This window comes from Streptomyces sp. NPDC104226, from assembly GCF_055584085.1.
This window is the reverse complement of sequence record NZ_JBVJMS010000006.1, coordinates 119,957-139,868: the sequence shown is the minus strand read 5'-3', so window position 1 is coordinate 139,868 and position 19,912 is coordinate 119,957. Positions and strand designations below refer to the sequence as shown.

Genomic DNA, 19,912 nt, shown 5'->3' with positions numbered 1-19,912 from the left:
GGTACGGACGGGAGTCTAGGGCCTGGGCTCCGCGGGGTGGGGTTATCCCCCGTTTACCTCGGCCCGGCTACCCCATGGCATCGGGCCTGCGGGCTTGGCAGGGTGGGCGCATGACCGCGAGCAAGCACACCCCCGACGACGGCGCCCCTCCTCCCGTACGCGCACCTTTCGATGCCGTGACGTGGAAGGAAATCGCTTATCTGCTGAGCAATTTGCCCGCCGCCCTCATCGGGTTCGTGTACACGGTGGTGATGGTGTCGACCGCGGGCGGGCTGTCCGTGACCGCGATCGGTCTGCCGCTGCTCGCATGTGGTCTGTTCGTGTCTCGCCAGTTGGGACGGCTGGAACGGTCGCGGGCCCGCGACCTCCTGGGCGTACGGGTCGACGAGCCGACGCCGATGCCGGGGCCGGGCCGGTCCGGGGGGTTCTTCCCGTGGCTGTGGGCGAGCCTCAAGGACCCGGTGGCATGGCGGACCGTGCTGTTCGAGCTGATCCGGCTGCCGTGGGCGATCGCCACCTTCACGGTGGCCCTGACCGGGCTGTTCGTACTGTGGCCGGTGCTGCCGTGGGTGGTCCGCGGGCTCGCGAACGTGGACCGGGCGATGGTACGGGGCCTGCTGTCGCCCTCCGACGAACTGGAGCGGCGCATCGCCGAGCTGGAGTCCGACCGGGGTGTCGTGGTCGACACGGCGGCGGCGGACCTGCGGCGCATCGAGCGGGACCTGCACGACGGGGCGCAGGCCCGGCTGGTGGCGCTGGCGATGGGGCTGGGCCTGGCGAAGGAGAAGCTGCTGGAGGACCCCGAGGGGGCGGCGGCGATGGTGGACGAGGCGCACGGGGAAGTGAAGATCGCCCTTCAGGAGCTGCGGGACCTGGCCCGCGGGATCCACCCGGCGGTACTGACCGACCGGGGGCTGGACGCGGCGCTGTCCTCGGTGGCCTCCCGGTGCCTGGTTCCCGTGAAGGTGTCGGTGGACCTGCCGGCGCGGCCGGCGGAGGCGATCGAGGGGATCGCGTACTTCGTGGTCTCGGAGCTGCTGCAGAACGTGAGCAAGCACGCGGGGCCGGGAGCACGGTTGGCGGAGGTCGAGGTGTGGCGCACGGGTGGCTCCGCCGACGGGCGGCTGCTGATCCGGGTGTCGGACGACGGGCGGGGCGGCGCCGATGCGGGTGCCGGGTCCGGGCTGGCGGGGCTGGGTGAACGGCTCGACGCGGTGGACGGCGTGCTGGTCGTCGACTCCCCCGAGGGGGAAGGGACCGTGGTCACGGCGGAGCTGCCGTGGCGGGAGCGCGCCTCGCGGTAACGCGCCGCGGAGCGGTGCGGGCGGGGTCCCGGGCGACGGGAGCCCCTTCCCGCCTCCGGCGACGGGGTAGGGGTCCCGGCCGGCCGGGACCCCTTCGCGCCCCGGCGGCGGAGGCGGGGTGCCGCGCCGTACCCGGGGGGGGGGGGCCGGCCCCGGACCCCCGCGCCTCAAACGCCGGCGGGGCCGGATGTGGCCGGCGGCGGCATACGGGTGGGCCGGATCGTCTTCGGGACGGTCCGGCCCCTTCTGCGTTCGAGGCACGGCGCCGGGCGGAGCCCGCTGGGCCCCGGGCCCCGGGCCCCGGGGGTGGGGTTAACCCCCGGGGGGAGAGGCCGACCTGCCGGATGTCGTGGGGGGCGGGGCGCGCGGGAGGGTGGGGGGACACAGTGGAGGAAGGGCAGGTCGGGGACATGGGTAGCGGCGGACACGGCGGCAGCGGTATCGGCAGGGTGCTGCGGGCTCCCTTCGAGGGGCGGACCTGGCGGGAGTTCGGGTACCTGATGCTCGGGCTGCCGCTCAGCACCCTGTACTTCTCTCTCGCCATCACCGGCGTCAGCCTCGGCGCGGGGCTGCTCGTCACCTTCCTCGGAGTCCCGGTGCTGGCCGGGGTGCTGGCCATGTGCCGCGGGTTCGGGCGCGTGGAGCGGGCCCGGGTGCGCGGCATGCTCGTCGTCGACATCGCCGAGCCGGCTCCGATCCGGGCGAAGAAGGGCGGGGCGATCGCCGCGATGGCGGCGCTGCTCAAGAGCGGGAGCGCCTGGCGGCACGTGCTGTACTCGGTGATCCACTTCCCGTGGGCGGTGTTCGCCTTCTGCACGGCCCTGACGTTCTGGGCCTACGGGTGGGCCATGCTGCTGTACCCGCTCTGGTTCTGGGTCTTCCCGGCGTTCACCGATCAGCCGGGGCTGCAGCTCTTCCAGAACGACGACTACTCCTTCTATCTGGACTCCCCGCTCGCCATCGCGGCGACCTGCGCGGCCGGGCTCGCCTTCACGCTGGCCACCCCCTGGCTGCTCCGGGCCCTGACCACCGTGGACCGGCTGCTCGTCTCCGGGCTGCTCGGGCCCTCGCGGCTCGCGCACCGGGTGAGCGAGCTGGAGTCCGACCGGGGTGTCGTGGTCGACACCGCCGCGGCGGACCTGCGGCGCATCGAGCGCGATCTGCACGACGGTGCGCAGGCCCGGCTGGTGGCGCTGGCCATGGACCTGGGGATGGCGAAGGAGAAGCTGACGGAGGACCCGCGGGCCGCCGCCCGGATGGTGGACGAGGCGCACGGGGAAGTGAAGATCGCCCTGCAGGAGCTGCGGGACCTGGCCCGCGGGATCCACCCGGCGGTACTGACCGACCGGGGGCTGGACGCGGCCCTGTCCTCGGTGGCCTCCCGGTGTGCGGTGCCGGTACGGGTGGCGGTGGATCTGCCCGCGCGGCCGGTGGCGGCGATCGAGGGGATCGCGTACTTCACGGTGTCGGAGCTGCTGCAGAACATCAGCAAGCACGCGAGGGCCCGTACGGCGTCGGTCGACGTGTGGAGGTCCGGCGAGCGGCTGCTGATCCAGGTGGCCGACGACGGGGTGGGCGGGGCCGCCACCGTGACCGGTTCGGGACTGGCGGGGCTGGCCGAGCGGCTCGACTCCGTGGACGGGCTGCTGGTCGTCGACTCCCCCGCCGGCGGCGGCACGACCGTCACCGCGGAACTCCCCTGGCGGGCCGTCTGAGGTCCCCCCTGAACCCCCCTGCACCCCCCTGATGATCCTCCTGCCGACCCCGACGGCCCAGACCACCCCCGACCACCGCACGGATGCCCCGCAGGGGTGTCCAGGCAGTGGTCGGGGGTGGCGTCATGTGACGCCCCGGTCCCTGTCTCCTCCGGCCCCCCGGGGTGTGTCCTTCGGCCTGCCGGAAGAGGGGTCCAACGCCCTGACTTCGAGGGGTGGCGGGCGACGAGCGGCACTCGGGGCCGAAAACAGCCGTTCCAAGGGTGCGCGTTGATCGAGATCCGGCTGCATCCGGGCTCAAGACTGGGATGCTTGGCTCAGTCAGGGACAACGGGGAACGAACGGACGCGGGAGCAGCGGAGTCGTGGAAGACAGGGTGCGGGTGGTCATCGCCGAGGATTCAGTGCTGCTGCGTGAGGGCCTGACCCGGTTGCTGACCGACCGGGGGCATGACGTCGTCGCAGGCGTCGGGGACGCGGAAGCCCTGATCAAGACGGTGGCGGAGCTGGCGGCGGAGAACGCGCTGCCGGACGTGGTGGTTGCCGACGTGCGGATGCCGCCGACGCACACGGACGAGGGCGTGCGGGCCGCCGTGCGGCTGCGGCGCGATCACCCCGGCATAGGTGTGCTCGTGCTGTCCCAGTACGTGGAGGAGCAGTACGCCACCGAGCTGCTGGCCGGCTCCAGTACCGGGGTGGGGTACCTGCTGAAGGACCGGGTGGCCGATGTGCGCGAGTTCCTCGACGCCGTCGTCCGCGTGGCCCGGGGCGGTACCGCCCTGGACCCGGAGGTCGTGGCGCAGCTGCTCGGCCGCAGCCGCAAGCAGGACGTGCTGGCGGGGCTGACCCCGCGCGAGCGCGAGGTGCTCGGGCTGATGGCCGAGGGGCGGACCAATTCCGCGGTGGCCAAGCAGCTGGTGGTGAGCGACGGCGCGGTGGAGAAGCACGTCAGCAACATCTTCATGAAGCTGGGCCTGTCGCCCAGTGACGGGGATCACCGGCGCGTGCTGGCCGTTCTCACCTATCTAAGATCTTGATCAACTGACACTCTGTCAGGTAAGGCCGGATTCGGACAGACCGCCGAAGGGGCGGTCCAGAAAATGAGCGGCCCGGGGAAACGATCCCTACGGACGTAGGGTTGACCTCGGGCAGTGCTCACGCCTCGGAGGAGGTCCAGTTCAGTGACCAGCCAGGTCAGTAGCCCAGCCGAACAGTCCGACGGGGCCGGAGGCGCGGTCCTCGGCGAGCAGCGGACCCCGCCGGGCCCGGATGCAGACGGGCCGGACGGCCCGAGCGACCCGAACGGCAAGGAAGTACGCCGGCTCGACCGGGTGATCATCCGCTTCGCGGGTGACTCCGGTGACGGCATGCAGCTCACCGGTGACCGTTTCACCTCGGAAACCGCCTCCTTCGGCAACGACCTCTCGACGCTGCCGAACTTCCCGGCCGAGATCAGGGCGCCCGCCGGCACCCTCCCGGGCGTGTCCTCCTTCCAGCTGCACTTCGCCGACCACGACATCCTGACGCCGGGCGACGCCCCGAACGTCCTGGTGGCGATGAACCCGGCGGCGCTGAAGGCGAACATCGCGGACGTGCCGCGCGGCGCGGAGATCATCGTCAACACCGACGAGTTCACCAAGCGCCCGATGGCCAAGGTCGGCTACGAGACCTCCCCGCTGGAGGACGGCTCGCTGGAGGCCTACAACGTCCACCCGGTGCCGCTGACCACCCTCACCGTCGAGGCGCTCAAGGACTTCGGGCTGTCCCGCAAGGAGGCCGAGCGCAGCAAGAACATGTTCGCGCTCGGGCTGCTGTCCTGGATGTACCACCGCCCCACCGAGGGCACCGAGAACTTCCTGCGGCAGAAGTTCGCGAAGAAGCCCCAGATCGCGGAGGCGAACGTCGCCGCCTTCCGGGCCGGCTGGAACTTCGGCGAGACCACCGAGGACTTCGCCGTCTCCTACGAGGTGGCCCCGGCCACCCGCGCCTTCCCGACCGGCACCTACCGCAACATCTCCGGGAACCTCGCCCTGTCCTACGGGCTCATCGCCGCAGGCCAGCAGGCCGATCTGCCGATCTACCTGGGCTCGTACCCGATCACCCCGGCCTCGGACATCCTGCACGAGCTGAGCAAGCACAAGAACTTCGGCGTCCGCACCTTCCAGGCCGAGGACGAGATCGCCGGCATCGGCGCGGCGCTGGGCGCGGCCTTCGGCGGCGCGCTCGGCGTGACCACCACCTCCGGCCCCGGCGTGGCCCTGAAGTCCGAGACGATCGGCCTCGCGGTCTCCCTGGAGCTGCCGCTGCTGATCGTGGACATCCAGCGCGGCGGCCCGTCGACCGGGCTGCCGACCAAGACGGAGCAGGCCGACCTGCTCCAGGCCATGTACGGGCGCAACGGCGAGGCCCCGGTGCCGATCGTGGCCCCGCGCACGCCGGCCGACTGCTTCGACGCCGCGCTGGACGCGGCCCGGATCGCACTGACCTACCGGACCCCGGTGTTCCTGCTCTCCGACGGGTACCTCGCCAACGGCTCCGAGCCCTGGCGGATCCCGGACGTGGCGGACCTGCCGGACCTGAAGGTCCAGTTCGCCGCCGGCCCGAACCACGAGCTCGCGGACGGCACCGAGGTCTTCTGGCCGTACAAGCGCGATCCGCAGACCCTGGCCCGCCCCTGGGCGGTCCCGGGCACTCCGGGGCTGGAGCACCGGATCGGCGGCATCGAGAAGCAGGACGGCACGGGCAACATCTCGTACGACCCGGCCAACCACGAGTTCATGGTCCGCACCCGCCAGGCCAAGGTCGACGGCATCCTCGTCCCCGACCTGGAGGTCGACGACCCGGACGGCGCGCGCACCCTGGTGATCGGCTGGGGCTCGACGTACGGGCCGATCACGGCCGCCGTGCGCCGGCTGCGGCTCGCCGGGATGCCCATCGCGCAGGCCCACCTGCGCCACCTCAACCCCTTCCCGAGGAATCTGGGTGAGGTCCTGAAGCGTTACGACAAGGTAGTGGTGCCGGAGATGAACCTCGGGCAGCTCGCAACCCTCCTGAGGGCGAAGTACCTGGTCGACGCGGAGTCGTACAACCAGGTGAACGGCATGCCGTTCAAGGCCGAGCAGCTCGCCAACCATCTCAAGGAGGCCATCAATGACTGAGGTGACCGACAGCCCGACGCTTCTCTCGCTGGTGCCCAAGGCGGCCGCCAAGCAGTCGATGAAGGACTTCAAGTCGGACCAGGAGGTCCGCTGGTGCCCCGGCTGCGGCGACTACGCGGTCCTCGCCGCCGTCCAGGGCTTCATGCCCGAGCTGGGGCTGGCGAAGGAGAACATCGTCTTCGTCTCGGGCATCGGCTGCTCCTCGCGCTTCCCGTACTACATGGACACGTACGGGATGCACTCCATCCACGGCCGCGCCCCGGCCATCGCCACCGGGCTCGCCACCTCGCGCCGCGACCTGTCGGTCTGGGTCGTCACCGGTGACGGGGACGCGCTCTCCATCGGCGGAAACCACCTGATCCACGCCCTGCGGCGGAACGTCAACCTCAAGATCCTGCTGTTCAACAACCGGATCTACGGGCTGACCAAGGGGCAGTACTCCCCCACCTCCGAGGTCGGCAAGATCACCAAGTCCACCCCGATGGGCTCGCTCGACGCGCCCTTCAACCCGGTCTCCCTGGCGATCGGCGCGGAGGCCTCCTTCGTGGCCCGTACGGTCGACTCCGACCGCAAGCACCTCACCGAGGTGCTGCGCGCGGCGGCCGCCCACGAGGGCACGGCGCTGGTGGAGATCTACCAGAACTGCAACATCTTCAACGACGGCGCCTTCGAGGTCCTCAAGGACCACGAGCAGGCCCAGGAGGCCGTGATCCGGCTGGAGCACGGGCAGCCGGTCCGCTTCGGCGTCGACAACGCCAAGGGCGTCGTACGGAACAACGCCACCGGCGATCTGGAGGTCGTGACCGTGACCCCGGAGAACGAGTCCCGGATCCTGGTCCACGACGCCTCCTCGGCCTCCCCGACCAACGCGTTCGCGCTGTCCCGGCTGGCCGACCCGGACACGCTGCACCAGACGCCCATCGGGGTGTTCCGCAACGTGCGCCGACCCGTCTACGACACGCTCATGGCCGAGCAGCTGGAGACGGCCGTGGACCGCAGCGGCAAGGGCGACCTGGGCGCGCTGCTGAGCGGGAACGACACCTGGACGGTCGTCGGCTGAGGCGTCCGCCGCAGCCCTTCGAAGCCCGGACCCGCAGGGAGGGTCCGGGCTTCGCCGCGTCCCGGCTGCCGGGCCGCCGGACCGCCGGACCGCCGGACGAGCGTAATGAGCATCTCGCCTGACGCTGATGACTTTCGGCGCGGGCGGCGCTACCGTCGTCAGGTTGGCTTGAAGTAGCTCTGGAGGTCCCGTGAAGGCACAGAACGACCAGCGCACGGGGTTGCTCTACGGATTCGCCTCGTACGGGATGTGGGGGCTCGTCCCCCTCTTCTGGCCGCTCCTCCAGCCCGCCGGAGCGATCGAGATCCTCGCCCACCGCATGGTGTGGTCCCTCGCCGTGGTCGGCGTGGCCCTGCTGGCCCTGCGGCGCTGGGGATGGGTGTCGGAGCTGCTGCGCCGGCCGCGCAAGCTCGCCCTCACGGGGGCGGCCGCCGCCCTGGTGACCGTGAACTGGGGCGTGTACATCTGGGCGGTCAACAACGGCGCCGTCGTCGAGGCGAGCCTCGGCTACTTCATCAACCCCCTGGTCACCATCGCGCTCGGCGTCCTGGTCCTGGGCGAGCGCCTGCGCCGTACGCAGTGGGCGGCCGTCGGAATCGCCGTCGCCGCCGTACTGGTCCTCGCCGTCGGGTACGGGCGGCCGCCGTGGATCTCGCTGATCCTGGCCGTCACCTTCGCCCTGTACGGGCTGATCAAGAAGCAGCTCGGCATGGGCGGCCTGGAGTCGCTGACCGCCGAGACCGTGATCATGTTCCTGCCCGCCCTCGGCTACCTGCTGTGGCTCGGCTCGCGCGGCGAATCCACCTTCACCGCACAGGGTCCGGGCCACGCCCTTCTGCTGGCCTCGGCCGGGCTGGTCACCGCGATCCCGCTGATCTGCTTCGGCGCGGCCGCGATCCGGGTCCCGCTGTCCACCCTCGGGCTGCTCCAGTACATGGCCCCGGTCTTCCAGTTCGGCCTCGGCGTCCTCTACTTCCACGAGGCCATGCCGCCCGCGCGCTGGGCCGGCTTCTCCCTGGTCTGGGTCGCCCTCTCGATCCTCACCTGGGACGCCCTGCGCACCGCCCGCCGCTCCCGCGCCCTGCGCCTGGACGGCCTGCCGGCCCCGCTGCCGGCGCCCCTGCAGACGCCGGCTCCGGCGCGCGAGACCGCGTGACACCGGTACCACCGCTCGGCGCGCCGCCCGCTCCCTCCCGCACGCCCCGGGGCTACTCGTCCATCGGCAGCCCCGTCGTGGCGAGCCGGAGGCGGGGCGGCGCGTGCGCCACCACCAGGGACACGGCCTCCCCGGCCGTGTCGACCTCCTCGCCGACCTGCCCGGAGGGGTCGCGCCGCATGACGCGGAACCGCCCGTCGGGCAGCGGGATCACGAAGGGGACCGCCTCCTCGTAGGGGAAGCGGGTCGTGCTGCTGAAGTGCACGTGCCAATGGCTCGTGTACGGGTACAGCTGCCGCAGGAGCGGGTCCTGGTGGGCCGCCTCCAGCACCGCGAGGGTGCCGAGGCCCGGGCTCGTGAACCCGCGGCGCTCCAGGATGTCCGCCCATGCCAGCCGCCTGTCGAGCCACTGGGCCTCGACGACCGCCGCACGGGTCTCTTCGTTCACGTTCATCCCCCCAGTGTGCTCCCGGGCCGGCCGCGCGGGCGGCTCCGCCCGCCTTCCGAACGGGTGTGACCGGATCTGACTCCTGACGGATCATCACGCCGTCGTACGTCGCCCGCCCCGCCCCTCCGGGCGGAACAGGGGTTTCCTCTTATTTTCTTCGGCCGCCCCCGCCTCCTCGGCCGCGTCCGGCAGGCCGAATTCCGGGACCGGCGATCTCCGCAGGCCGTCACGGCCGGGCCGATATTCCGCTTCCCGCCCCGGCCGGAACGGGATCCCGCTGCGGGCGGGCCGAATTGCACACCAGCGACATAGGCATTTTTAGCCTCGTTGACAAGCCCGAGTCGCCGACGGTTATATGAAGTCACCGAAGGGGGGGATGGCGAATGCGGACCAACCAAAAGGCCCCATTCCGCAGCCGAATTGAATTAGTCCACCGCCATCTCCAATTCAAGGAGATGAAATGAGCATAATCAAGCACACACTTCCGCTCTCCGCCGCCGCCATTGTGCTGACGATCGCGAGCATCGCAGGGCCCAGCTACCTCCAGACCCAGTCGGCGGCCGCGAGCACCTCGGCCGTCGCCGAGACTCCGGCGGCAGCCGCTGAAACGCCGGCGGCCCCGGCAGCCACCGAAGCCCCGCCGGAAGCAGGCCAGGCGGGCGGCATCTTCAACCCGCGGCCCGTCGCGAGAACCCCCGAGCAGCTGCTCCAGCTGCTCGGGGAGCGGATCAAGGCCAAGGACATCGAGGGCATCATCGCCCTGCACGAGCCCGAAGCGGCGATCGTCGACTGGGACCTCTCGGTCATCAGGGGCCACGACGCCATCAGGGCCTTCTACGTCGGATGGTTCAACCTGAACCCGGTGCTCACCGTCAACGCCCGCCAGACCGTGGCGACCGGAGGATGGCGCGGGTGGGACGGCGTGGTCCGCCAGCGCACGGCGTCCATCATGGGCGACTACAGCCTGGAGCAGGCCGGCACGGCCGGCGGCCCCCGCGTGAGCTTCACCGGCAACTTCTGCGACACGGTGGAAGAGCAGCTGGACGGCACGTGGCTGTACGTCCTGGACAACCCGTACCCGCCCCACGGCGGCGGCACGCCGGCGGCGGGTGCTCCGGCGGCGGCCTCCCACCACTGATCCGGGCTTCTCAGCGGTCTCGGCCTTTTCCGCCCGGTCATTCGGCCGGTGAATTCTTCACACGCATTGCGCACGGTGTCCACCGCGCCGAAAAACAAGCAGGGCGAGGAAATTCCACCCGCCCATGGGGATTCGATCGTCCCCATGGGCGGCCGGCCCACACTCAATCAACCCGAGGGGGAACCGTGCCGGGCATAGCCCCGATCTCGTCATACCCGCTGCCGACGGCGGCCGAACTGCCCGCCAGCCAGGCCCCGTGGAAACCCGACCCCGACCGAGCGGCCCTGCTCGTGCACGACATGCAGCGCTACTTCCTCGCACCGTTCGCCGCGGAGATCCGCGATCCGCTGGTACGCCACTGCGCGCTCCTGCGGGAGCGCTGCGCCGACCTCGGGGTCCCGGTGTTCTACACCGCGCAGCCCGGTGGCATGACCGACGGGGAACGAGGCCTGCTCAAGGACTTCTGGGGTCCGGGCATGAAGGTGGACCCCGCCGACCGCCAGATCGTCACGGAACTCGCTCCGCGGCCCGCGGACCGGGTGCTCACCAAGTGGCGCTACAGCGCGTTCTTCCGCTCGGACCTGCTGGCCCAGATGCGTGCCCAGGGGCGCGATCAGCTGATCGTCTGCGGGGTGTACGCACACGTCGGCGTGCTGGCGACGGCCCTCGAGGCGTTCACCAACGACATCCAGCCGTTCCTGGTCGCCGACGCCCTCGGCGACTTCTCCGCCGAGTACCACCAGCTGGCCCTCGACTACGCGGCGGCCCGCTGCTCGGTGGTCACCACCACCGAGGAGGTCTTCCGATGAACCCGACGCAGCTGCTCGAACACGTGCTGGGTCCCAATCCGGGTCCCTTCGCCCTGCTGCACCGCCCCGAGGCGCTGGGCGCGGACAGCGTGGAGATCCTGCTGGGCGAGGTCACCACCCCGGCCCGGCTGGCCGACATCCCGCTGGCCGACGTCTCCCCGGCCGACGCCGACCGGAGCGGGCGCCCCGGCGGGCCCCGGCACGAGACGCTGGTCCTGGTGCCCCACCAGCAGATCACCGAGCGCGGCTTCATCGCCGCCGCGGACGGATCGCCGCTGATCGCCATGTCGGTGACCGGCCAGGGCCGGATCAGCACGCCGGACGCGCTCAGATGCCTGCCGGACGAGCCGATCAGCCTGGACGGCGGGCACTTCGACACCGAGGACGAGGCGTACGCCGACACGGTCCGCGCGGTCCTCGGGAACGAGATAGGCACCGGCGAGGGCTCGAACTTCGTCATCAAGCGCTCGTTCGTCACCACCATCACCGGGTACTCGACGCGCAGCGCGCTCAGCCTGTTCCGCCGGCTCCTCACCCGGGAGAGCGGCGCCTACTGGACCTTCATCGTGCACACCGGCACCCGGACCTTCGTGGGCGCCACTCCGGAGCGCCACGTCAGCCTGCGGGACGGCATCGCGGCGATGACCCCGATCAGCGGCACCTACCGCTACCCGCCCACCGGGCCGGTGCGGTCGGAGGTCATGGAGTTCCTCACCGACGGCAAGGAGACCGACGAGCTGTACATGGTCCTGGACGAGGAACTCAAGATGATGGCCCGGGTCTGCCGGGGCGGCGGCCGGGTGAGGGGACCGTTCCTGCGGGAGATGGCCCACCTCGCGCACACCGAGTACGTCATCGAGGGGCGCAGCGAACTCGACCCCCGGGACATCCTGCGGGAAACCATGTTCGCCCCCACGGTGACCGGCAGCCCGCTGGAGAACGCCTGCCGGGTGATAGCCCGCTACGAGCCGCGCGGCCGCGGCTACTACGGCGGCATCGCGGCCCTCATCGGCCGCGACGCCGACGGCGCGCGCACCCTGGACTCGGCCATCCTCATCCGCACCGCCGACATCCGCGCCTCGGACGCCGACGGCACCGGCCACGTGGAGGTCGGGGTGGGCGCGACCCTGGTCCGGCACTCCGATGCCGGCGCCGAGGTCGCGGAGACCCGTACCAAGGCCGCGGGCGTGCTCGCGGCACTGGGCGCCGCGAACCGGCTCGTCGAGGACCCGCTGATCCAGAAGGCCCTGGGAAGCCGCAACGAGACGCTCGCACGCTTCTGGCTCACCGACACGGCATCGCGGGCACGGCCCCATCCGATGCTCGACGGCCGCAGGGTCCTGATCGTCGATGCCGAGGACACCTTCAGCTCGATGCTGGCCCACCAGCTGAGCGCCATCGGGCTGACCGTGGAGCTCGGCAGCTTCGACGCGGCCCACCGCTTCGACGACCACGACCTCGTCGTCATGGGCCCGGGACCCGGCGACCCGCGGGAGGGCGGCGACCACCGGATGTCCCGGCTCACCTCGGCGATCGAGGAGTTGCTCGCCCGGCGCATCCCCTTCCTGGCCGTGTGCCTGAGCCACCAGCTGCTCTCCCGCCACCTCGGGCTCGAACTGAGGCGCCGGGACGTCCCGAACCAGGGCACCCAGCGGGAGATCGACCTGTTCGGCTCCCGGGAGCGGGTCGGCTTCTACAACTCCTACGAGGCCCGGTCGCGGGCCGAGCAGCTGGAGTGCCCCGGCGTCGGCGAGGTGAAGGTGAGCCTCGACCCCCGCACGGGAGAGGTGCACGCGCTGCGCGGGCCGCACTTCGGATCCGTCCAGTTCCACCTGGAGTCCGTGCTCACCCAGGACGCCGAGCGCGTCCTGACCGAACTGCTCGTCCCCCTGCTGGAAGCCTCGAAGGTGGTGAAGGTATGAAGGCCGCCGTCTCCTGGTGGGACCTCTCCGGGTCCGACCAGACCATCGACTCCCTGCGCGTCTACCTGCGCGACGAGGGAGTGGAACCGTGGACCGGGGTCCGCGGCATGCGACTGAAGTTCTGGATCTCCGACCGGCAGCAGAACCGGTGGGGCGCGGTGATGCTGTGGGACACCGACGCCGACCTGACGCAGCCGATGCCACCGAACCGGGCCACCGAACTCATCGGCTACCCGCCGACCGACCGGATGATGACCGAGGTCGAGGCGATCGTCGAGGGCCTGCACTCGGGTGCGACGTCCGAGCGCGGCCTGGCCTTCGAGACCGCCGGGAACGCCTCGTGAGCGCCGCGGCCCGGCCCCTGGTGGCCGACGAGTTCACCGCCCCGCCCGCCGGGCCGATGGACCTGCTGCGGACCTGGTACGACAGCGCCGTCGCGAACTCGGTGCGCGAACCGGGCGCGCTGGCACTGGCCACCGCCGATGCCCGCGGCCGCGCCTCCAACCGGATCGTGCAGGTGCTCGCGGTACGCGGTACGGGGCTGGTGTTCGCCAGTCACTCCGACAGCCGCAAGGCCCGGGACTTCGACGAGACGGGCTGGGCGTCGGGCGTCTTCTACTGGCGCGAGGCCGGCCGCCAGGTGAGCGTGAGCGGCCCGGCCCGCGCGCTGCCCGCCGAGGAGTCCGATGCCCTGTGGGCCGCCCGGCCCGCCGCCGCGCACCCGATGTCGGTGGCCTCGTACCAGAGCGCACCGCTCACGGACGAGGACGCGCTGCGCGAACGGGCCCGGGAACTGGCCCGGGGCGGCGCCCCACTGACCCGCCCGGACCGCTGGCTGGGCTACCTGCTGGAGCCGGCTTCGGTCGAGTTCTGGCAGGCCGACCAGGAGGACCGGCTGCACCGGAGGCTGCGCTACGAGCGCGACGACTCCGGCTGGCGTACGGACCGGCTCCAACCCTGACCGTGCTCCGAACCCCTGAGACCAAGTGAGAGAAAGGCAAGCCGATGTGTGGAATTACGGGCTGGATCTCGTTCGACCGTGATCTGGAGCTGCAGCGCACCCAGCTGGACGCGATGACGCAGACCATGGCGTGCCGGGGTCCGGACGCCGGTGGTGCCTGGATCGAGCGGCACGCGGCCTTCGGGCACCGGCGGCTGTCGGTCATCGACCTCGAGGGCGGCGCCCAGCCCATGGTGGTGCCGACCGACAACGGACCGGTGTCGATCACCTACAGCGGTGAGGTCTACAACTTCAAGGAGCTGCGGGCCGAGCTGGTGCGCCGCGGCCACCGCTTCCGGACCGACAGCGACACCGAGGTGGTGCTCAACGGCTACGTCGAGTGGGGCGAGGCGCTCGCCGACCGGCTCAACGGCATCTACGCCTTCGCCGTCTGGGACGCCCGCGTCGAGAAGCTCGTCCTGATCCGCGACCGGATGGGCGTCAAGCCCCTCTACTTCTACGAGACCGAGGACGGGGTGATGTTCGGCTCCGAGCCGAAGGCGATCCTCGCCAACCCGCTGGCGGAACGCGCGGTCGACCTCGCCGGGCTGCGGGAGCTGGTCAGCTTCACCCAGACGCCGGGAAGCTCGCTGTGGGTCGGGATGCGCGAGGTGGTGCCGGGGGGCATCGTCATCGTGGACCGTGCCGGCCTGCGCGAGCGCCGCTACTGGACGCTGCCCACCCGGCAGCACACCGATGACCTGAAGACCACCATCGGCAACGTGCGGGACCTGCTCGAGGACATCGTGAACCGCCAGGTCGTCTCCGACGTCCCCCGGTGCACCCTGCTCTCCGGCGGCCTGGACTCCAGCGTGATCACCGCACTGGCCGCCGCCAAGCTCGGCGAGTCCGGCGAGAAGGTGCGCAGCTTCGACGTGGACTTCGTCGGACGGGCGGACGACTTCGTCGCCGACGAGCTGCGCGGCACGACGGACGCCCCGTACGCCCGGGAGGTGGCCGAACGCGCCAAGACGCAGCACCAGTCGATCGTGCTCGACCACGCCTCGATCGCCGACCCGGACATCCGGCGCAAGGTCATCACCGCACGGGACAGCCCGCTCAGCCTCGGCGACATGGACACCTCGCTCTACCTGCTGTTCCAGGCCATCCGACAGCACTCCACGGTCGCCCTGTCCGGGGAGTCCGCGGACGAGGTCTTCGGCGGGTACCGGTGGTTCCACCAGCCGGAGGTCCAGGCCGCGAAGACCTTCCCCTGGATGGCGGTCTTCGTCAGCGGCGCCAAGGCCCAGGTGTCCGACCGGTTCAACCCGGGCATCACCGCCGCCCTCGACCTGCCGACGTACATCGCCGACCAGTACGCGGCCGCGGTCAAGGAGGTCGAGCGGGCGGAGGGCGAGAGCGACCACGAGATGACGATGCGGGTGATGAGCCACCTGCACCTGACCCGCTTCGTCCGGATGCTCCTGGAGCGCAAGGACCGGATCAGCATGGCGGTGGGGCTGGAGGTCCGGGTCCCGTTCTGCGACCACCGGCTCGTGGAGTACGTCTACAACGCCCCGTGGTCGATGAAGACCTTCGACGGCCGGGAGAAGAGCCTGCTGCGCGCCGCGACCGCCGACCTACTGCCCCAGTCGGTGCTGGAGCGGACGAAGGCCCCCTACCCGGCGACGCTGGACCCGCAGTACACGAGCGCGCTGCTGCAGCAGTCCAAGGAACTGCTGACGACCGACGACCCGGTCTTCGGCCTGGTCGACCGCAGCTGGCTGCAGGACATCACCCAGCAGGACCCGGCCTCCATGCCGCTCGACGTCCGCAACGGCATGGAGCGCGTGCTCGACCTGAGCACCTGGCTGGACATCTACCGCCCCGAACTGCGCCTCTGACACGGCATCCGACACGGAAATCGACACGGGAATCGAGGAAACCGAGATGGAAACGATCCACGCCCAGCCCGAAGGGCTCGAAGCCGACCGCGACCTCCGCGCCCGGCACCGCGCCGTCGTCGCCGACTACATGAGCCGCAAGGGCGAGACCCGCAAGACGCGCTACCTGCTCTTCGCCGAGGACGGCAGCGCCGGCCTGTGGACCAGCGACACCGGACAGCCGATCACCTCCCAGGGGCACGAGAAGCTCAAGGCGCACGGCGAGTGGTCGCTGCGCATGTTCCCCGACTGGGAATGGTCGAACGTCCAGATCTTCGAGACGCAGGACCCCAACCAGTTCTGGGTCGAGTGCGACGGGGAGGGCCAGATCCTCTACCCGAACTATCCGCCCGGCCACTACAGCAACCACTTCATCCACTCGTTCCTGCTCGAAGACGGAAAGATCAAGCAGAACCGCGAGTTCATGAACCCGTTCCAGCAGCTGCGCGCGCTGGGCATCGAGGTACCGAAGGTCAACCGCGGCGGGATCCCCACGTAGGCACCGGCAGGCACCGGACCCGCGATCGCACTCACACCAAGGAGAAGTCCCGTGGGATCTCAGCTCAACCCCTACATCGCCTTCGACGGGGATGCCCGCCAGGCGCTGGAGTTCTACCACGACGTCCTCGGCGGAAAGCTGGAGCTGGGGACGTTCGGGGACTTCGGGAACCCCGAGTCGCCCGACGCCGACAGGATCATGCACGCCACGCTCAGCACCGCGGACGGTTTCACGGTGATGGCCTGGGACGTCCCGGAGCGGGTCCCCTTCAACCCGGGCACCAACGTCGCGCTCTACCTCGGCGGCGACGACCCCTCCCTGCGCGACTACTTCGGGAAGCTCTCCGCCGGCGGCACCGTGGTGATGCCCCTCAAGCAGCAGATCTGGGGCGACGAGGCCGGCACGCTCGTCGACCGGTTCGGGATCACCTGGATGTTCAACATCACCCAGGGCCGGTCCTGATCGCACCCCCGGTGTGCGGGGCGGGGCCTTCCGACGGCTCCGCCCCGTGCACGGGGAACCGTTCGCCTCCCGGACGAGGGGCGAAGTCATGTCACACAGATGGTGAGGGAACCATGACAGTCGACGTGCAGGCCACCCGGAACGTGGTCGACCTGATCACCGGCGGGTGGAGGGCGCAGGCGCTCTACACCGCGGTCAAGCTCGAACTGCCCGACCACATAGCGGCCGGCCGCGACTCCGGCGCCGAGCTCGCGAAGGCGACCGGGGCGGGCGAGCAGGGCATCCACCGCCTGATGCGCCTCCTGGTGGCCATGGGCGTGTTCGCGGGCAGCGAGTCCACCGGCTACCGCGGCACCCCGGTGAGCGCGGCCCTGCTGGAGGGCCCGCAGTCGCTGCGCGACATGTGCCTGCTGTACGGCGAGGAGTTCTACTCGGCGTGGGGCCACGCCCACCACGCCATCAGCACGGAGAGCTCGGGCTTCGAGGTCGCCTACGGCCGGCCGCTGTACGACTACCTCGGCGAGGACCCGGCCACCGCCAGGCGGTTCCAGCACACCATGAACGCCGCGAGCATGTTCTTCCACCAGGTGCCCGAGGTCTTCGACTTCGGGGGCAAGACCGTCGTGGACGTGGGCGGCGGTGGCGGGCAGCTGCTCGCCACGATCCTCGGCGCCGTCCCGGACGCCCGCGGCGTGCTCTTCGACCGCGAGCACATGATGCCGAAGGCGCGCGAGCACCTGTCCGCCGCCGTCGGCCTGGACCGCGTCGAGCTGGTCGGCGGCGACATGTTCGCGGAGGTCCCGGCGGGCGGGGACGTCTACCTCCTCTGCCGGGTGCTGGCCGGCCACGACGACGAAGCCGTCGTCGGCCTCTTCGAGAGCCTGCGCCGGGCCATGGCCGACTCCTCGTCGCGGCTGCTGATCCTCGACCGTTTCGTCGAGGACGAGGACTCCACCGTGCTGCCCGCCCTGTGGGACCTGCACCTCCTGGTGACGACGGGCGGCGAACACCGCACCCTCGACCGGATCACCCGGCTGCTGCACCGGGCCGGCCTGGAGATCGCCGGGACCGCGGAGCTGCCCAGTGAGACGAGCGCCCTGATCATCGCGCCGCGCACCCCCTCGCACACGTAGGGAAAGGAGACCTCCGGTGCTCACGTTGGCAACGATCGGTGTGTACGGCTTCGACGCCGATTCCTACCTGCAACGACTTCAACAAGCCGGTGTGCGCCTGGTGCTCGACGTGCGCCAGCGCCGCGGCGTCCGCGGCCCGGACTACGCCTGGGCGAACTCACTGCGGCTGCAGGCGGCCCTCGCCGAGGCCGGGATCGCCTACGAGCACCACCGCGAGCTCGCTCCCACCACGGAGCTGCGCCACCTCCAGTACGCCGAGGACGACCGCCGGGGCGTCGGCAAGCGCTCCCGCCAGGAGCTCGCCGCCGAGTACACCCGCCGCTACACCGCCGAGATCCTCGACCCGGCCGACCTCGACCCGATCGTGGCGGGGCTGCCGGCCGAAGGGACCGCCGCGCTGTTCTGCGTGGAGCGCGACGCGGCGGCCTGCCACCGCTCGCTGGTGGCACGGCGCCTGGCCGAGTGGCACGACGTATCGATCGAACACCTGGGGCCGCTGTGATGGACACCGGAACGCACACCGAGACGGGCGAGAGGGACGAGAGGGACGAGACGGATCCGCGCCCCGCGCGGCGGCCGCGGATCGCGGTGTTCGCCGGACCGACGGCGACGATCCTGAACACACCGGACCTGGTCACCTCGAACAAGGCGCGGCTGCGCCACGGTCTGCCGCTGCTCCCCTCCCGCTTCGACGTCCTGCGCTCCCAGCGGCTCGCGGCGCCCGTGACCCTGTACGTCGAGGCGTTCAGCGCACACCCGCTCGAACGGGAGTCGGCCGGGCTGTACGCCCCGCCGGACGGCTGGCTCGACAAAGAAGGAACGTTCCACCAGACGCAGCCCTTCGACGACGCCACCCCGGTGTACGTCGTCGAGCTCGATCCGGCCGACGGCCTCTACCCCCTCCCCTACATGGCCAGACAGGCGGACGGTTCCGCCTGGGAGGAGACCGCGGCGGCCCCCTTCGCACCGGCGGCGGCCGCCCGGCAGACGTTCTACCCCGATGCCCGGCGCCTGTACGAGGAGATCGACCGGTACGGCCTCGCCGACCTCGGCGCCCCCGTGGAGCTCGGGTCGCTCGCCGAGTTCGACTTCTTCCGCGCGGCCCCGTCGGGCGGGTACACCTCGGGCCCCGACGCCGAACGCCCCGGCAAGGACTTCTTCGTCTACTACCCGTACCACCTCCAGAGCGAGCCGGGCCTCGCGAACCTGGCCGAGGCCACCAACCAGGTGCAGGCCGTCCTCGACACGGGAGGGTTCGACGGCGTGCAGTGGCTGGAGGGCAGCCCGACCGTCGACGAGACCCTGTACTGGCTCGGCCTGCTCGTCGACACCACGGTGCCGCTCGTCGGGCACGCGGCCCAGCGCCGCCACCAGTCCGCGAGCGCCGACGGCGACCGCAACGTGGTGGACGGCGTGAAGTTCATCGCTTCGGGCGTCGCCCTGGACGACGCCGGCACCGACCGCCTCGGCGCCTGCGTGATCGTCGACGAACTCGTCTACTCGGCCCGCGACGTGACCAAGGTCGACGCCCGGCCCGGGGGGTACGAGGTCACCGGCGGGCACGGAGGAGTGGTCGCCGACATGGGCGGCTACGGTCCCCCGCAGGTCACCTACCTCCCGGCGCGCCGGCACACCCACCGCTCGGAGCTGCGCCTGACCGTGCTCCCCGACCGGGTCTCCGGCGTGACCGGGGCCCTGGCCACCGGCGTGTCCCTGGTCGACGTGGAGACGAAGGACGCCGGCGGGCTCGTGCCGGCCGCCGTGCCGCACGTCTCGATCACCAAGTACAGCCGGTACGCGGCCACGGCCGCGGGCTCCGACCATCCCTCCCTCGCCGACGACGAGGCCGAGATCCTGGCCCGGATCGACGCCGGCCTCGCGGGCGCGCCGCTGACCGGGTTCGTCTGTGAGGGCATGTCGCCCTTCGGGATGGCCGACCCGGCGAAGAACTCCGCCCTGAGCGTCGCCCTCTTCGCGGGCATGCCTGTGGTCCGTACGGGCCGCGGCAACACCGGGGGCATGGCGTACCGGATGGATCCGGCGTTCATCTCGGGCAACAACCTCACCGCCACCAAGGCCCGCCTGCTCCTCATGGCCGCGCTGCTCAAGTTCGGCGCCCTGCCCCCGGCCGCGGATCCGTTCCGCCCGACTCCCGCCGAGTACGCGGCCACGGTGCGGGCGGTCGCCCGGTACCAGGCCCTGTTCGACACGCACTGACGCCATTTC

At 71.2% G+C, this 19,912-nt stretch carries 18 protein-coding genes; 17 read left to right on the top strand and 1 reads right to left on the bottom strand.

The features are described 5' to 3' along the window. Positions 1 to 110: 110 nt before the first annotated feature. The 6 genes from ACZ60J_RS19875 to rarD all read left to right on the top strand — a co-directional run bounded on the left by ACZ60J_RS19875 (position 111) and on the right by rarD (position 8,392). Positions 111 to 1,304 (top strand): sensor histidine kinase, encoded by a 1,194-nt coding sequence (locus ACZ60J_RS19875; RefSeq protein WP_469683506.1) that lies wholly within the window; start codon positions 111 to 113, stop codon positions 1,302 to 1,304. Between the two features lie 410 nt (positions 1,305 to 1,714). Continuing rightward, the gene (locus ACZ60J_RS19870; RefSeq protein ID WP_469683505.1) at positions 1,715 to 3,019 is read left to right on the top strand and encodes a sensor histidine kinase; all 1,305 of its coding nucleotides are present in this window, start codon (positions 1,715 to 1,717) and stop codon (positions 3,017 to 3,019) included. A gap of 376 nt (positions 3,020 to 3,395) precedes the next feature. Next, positions 3,396 to 4,055, top strand: a complete 660-nt coding sequence (locus ACZ60J_RS19865) for a response regulator transcription factor (RefSeq protein ID WP_308313410.1) — start codon at positions 3,396 to 3,398, stop codon at positions 4,053 to 4,055. A gap of 144 nt (positions 4,056 to 4,199) precedes the next feature. Beyond that, positions 4,200 to 6,176 (top strand): 2-oxoacid:acceptor oxidoreductase subunit alpha, encoded by a 1,977-nt coding sequence (locus ACZ60J_RS19860; protein ID WP_469683504.1) that lies wholly within the window; start codon positions 4,200 to 4,202, stop codon positions 6,174 to 6,176. Beyond that, the gene (locus ACZ60J_RS19855) at positions 6,169 to 7,236 is read left to right on the top strand and encodes a 2-oxoacid:ferredoxin oxidoreductase subunit beta (RefSeq protein WP_469683502.1); all 1,068 of its coding nucleotides are present in this window, start codon (positions 6,169 to 6,171) and stop codon (positions 7,234 to 7,236) included. The genes ACZ60J_RS19860 and ACZ60J_RS19855 overlap by 8 nt, the downstream gene beginning before the upstream one ends. A gap of 190 nt (positions 7,237 to 7,426) precedes the next feature. Beyond that, on the top strand, positions 7,427 to 8,392 hold the full coding sequence (gene rarD, locus ACZ60J_RS19850) for an EamA family transporter RarD (protein WP_469683500.1): 966 nt from the start codon (positions 7,427 to 7,429) through the stop codon (positions 8,390 to 8,392). Positions 8,393 to 8,444: 52 nt separating this feature from the next. Here the strand turns inward: rarD and ACZ60J_RS19845 are convergent, their stop codons facing one another. Continuing rightward, a complete protein-coding gene (locus tag ACZ60J_RS19845; RefSeq protein ID WP_469683499.1) occupies positions 8,445 to 8,846 on the bottom strand; it encodes a DUF6193 family natural product biosynthesis protein in 402 nt (133 codons plus the stop codon). A 454-nt stretch (positions 8,847 to 9,300) separates the two neighbouring features. On the opposite strand from ACZ60J_RS19845, the gene ACZ60J_RS19840 reads away from it, so the two are divergent. From ACZ60J_RS19840 to ACZ60J_RS19790, 11 genes are all read left to right on the top strand, one after another. Further along, positions 9,301 to 9,978 (top strand): YybH family protein, encoded by a 678-nt coding sequence (locus ACZ60J_RS19840; RefSeq protein WP_469683498.1) that lies wholly within the window; start codon positions 9,301 to 9,303, stop codon positions 9,976 to 9,978. A gap of 185 nt (positions 9,979 to 10,163) precedes the next feature. Continuing rightward, the gene (locus tag ACZ60J_RS19835; protein ID WP_469683497.1) at positions 10,164 to 10,787 is read left to right on the top strand and encodes an isochorismatase family protein; all 624 of its coding nucleotides are present in this window, start codon (positions 10,164 to 10,166) and stop codon (positions 10,785 to 10,787) included. Then, on the top strand, positions 10,784 to 12,709 hold the full coding sequence (locus tag ACZ60J_RS19830) for an anthranilate synthase family protein (protein WP_469683495.1): 1,926 nt from the start codon (positions 10,784 to 10,786) through the stop codon (positions 12,707 to 12,709). Before ACZ60J_RS19835 ends, ACZ60J_RS19830 begins: the two co-directional genes overlap by 4 nt. Next, positions 12,706 to 13,053 carry a hypothetical protein gene (locus ACZ60J_RS19825; protein WP_469683494.1) on the top strand — a complete coding sequence of 116 codons (348 nt, stop codon included), beginning with the start codon at positions 12,706 to 12,708 and terminating at the stop codon, positions 13,051 to 13,053. Before ACZ60J_RS19830 ends, ACZ60J_RS19825 begins: the two co-directional genes overlap by 4 nt. Then, positions 13,050 to 13,670, top strand: coding sequence for a phenazine biosynthesis FMN-dependent oxidase PhzG (phzG, locus tag ACZ60J_RS19820; RefSeq protein WP_469683493.1), 621 nt, complete (start codon positions 13,050 to 13,052; stop codon positions 13,668 to 13,670). The genes ACZ60J_RS19825 and phzG overlap by 4 nt, the downstream gene beginning before the upstream one ends. Before the next feature lie 44 nt (positions 13,671 to 13,714). Further along, positions 13,715 to 15,553 (top strand): asparagine synthase (glutamine-hydrolyzing), encoded by a 1,839-nt coding sequence (gene asnB, locus ACZ60J_RS19815; protein ID WP_469683491.1) that lies wholly within the window; start codon positions 13,715 to 13,717, stop codon positions 15,551 to 15,553. Positions 15,554 to 15,599: 46 nt separating this feature from the next. Next, positions 15,600 to 16,091, top strand: coding sequence for a PhzA/PhzB family protein (locus ACZ60J_RS19810; RefSeq protein ID WP_469683489.1), 492 nt, complete (start codon positions 15,600 to 15,602; stop codon positions 16,089 to 16,091). 51 nt (positions 16,092 to 16,142) lie between these two features. Continuing rightward, a complete protein-coding gene (locus ACZ60J_RS19805) occupies positions 16,143 to 16,553 on the top strand; it encodes a VOC family protein (protein WP_469683487.1) in 411 nt (136 codons plus the stop codon). Between the two features lie 113 nt (positions 16,554 to 16,666). Continuing rightward, positions 16,667 to 17,686, top strand: a complete 1,020-nt coding sequence (locus ACZ60J_RS19800) for a methyltransferase (RefSeq protein WP_469683486.1) — start codon at positions 16,667 to 16,669, stop codon at positions 17,684 to 17,686. A gap of 16 nt (positions 17,687 to 17,702) precedes the next feature. Then, entirely contained in the window at positions 17,703 to 18,188 is a 486-nt protein-coding gene (locus ACZ60J_RS19795) for a DUF488 domain-containing protein (RefSeq protein ID WP_469683485.1), read from the top strand. After that, positions 18,188 to 19,903, top strand: a complete 1,716-nt coding sequence (locus ACZ60J_RS19790) for an asparaginase domain-containing protein (RefSeq protein WP_469683483.1) — start codon at positions 18,188 to 18,190, stop codon at positions 19,901 to 19,903. The genes ACZ60J_RS19795 and ACZ60J_RS19790 overlap by 1 nt, the downstream gene beginning before the upstream one ends. The last annotated feature ends 9 nt before the right edge of the window (positions 19,904 to 19,912 follow it).

Excerpts from the sequence above, each read along its gene's own strand:
- ACZ60J_RS19790 (WP_469683483.1), top strand. The coding sequence starts at position 18,188 with ATGGACACCGGAACGCACACCGAGACGGGCGAGAGGGACGAGAGGGAC.
- ACZ60J_RS19830 (WP_469683495.1), top strand. The coding sequence starts at position 10,784 with ATGAACCCGACGCAGCTGCTCGAACACGTGCTGGGTCCCAATCCGGGT.
- asnB (WP_469683491.1), top strand. The coding sequence starts at position 13,715 with ATGTGTGGAATTACGGGCTGGATCTCGTTCGACCGTGATCTGGAGCTG.
- ACZ60J_RS19845 (WP_469683499.1), bottom strand. The coding sequence starts at position 8,846 with ATGAACGTGAACGAAGAGACCCGTGCGGCGGTCGTCGAGGCCCAGTGG.
- ACZ60J_RS19855 (WP_469683502.1), top strand. The coding sequence starts at position 6,169 with ATGACTGAGGTGACCGACAGCCCGACGCTTCTCTCGCTGGTGCCCAAG.
- ACZ60J_RS19840 (WP_469683498.1), top strand. The coding sequence starts at position 9,301 with ATGAGCATAATCAAGCACACACTTCCGCTCTCCGCCGCCGCCATTGTG.
- ACZ60J_RS19810 (WP_469683489.1), top strand. The coding sequence starts at position 15,600 with ATGGAAACGATCCACGCCCAGCCCGAAGGGCTCGAAGCCGACCGCGAC.
- ACZ60J_RS19800 (WP_469683486.1), top strand. The coding sequence starts at position 16,667 with ATGACAGTCGACGTGCAGGCCACCCGGAACGTGGTCGACCTGATCACC.
- ACZ60J_RS19870 (WP_469683505.1), top strand. The coding sequence starts at position 1,715 with ATGGGTAGCGGCGGACACGGCGGCAGCGGTATCGGCAGGGTGCTGCGG.
- ACZ60J_RS19825 (WP_469683494.1), top strand. The coding sequence starts at position 12,706 with ATGAAGGCCGCCGTCTCCTGGTGGGACCTCTCCGGGTCCGACCAGACC.
- ACZ60J_RS19875 (WP_469683506.1), top strand. The coding sequence starts at position 111 with ATGACCGCGAGCAAGCACACCCCCGACGACGGCGCCCCTCCTCCCGTA.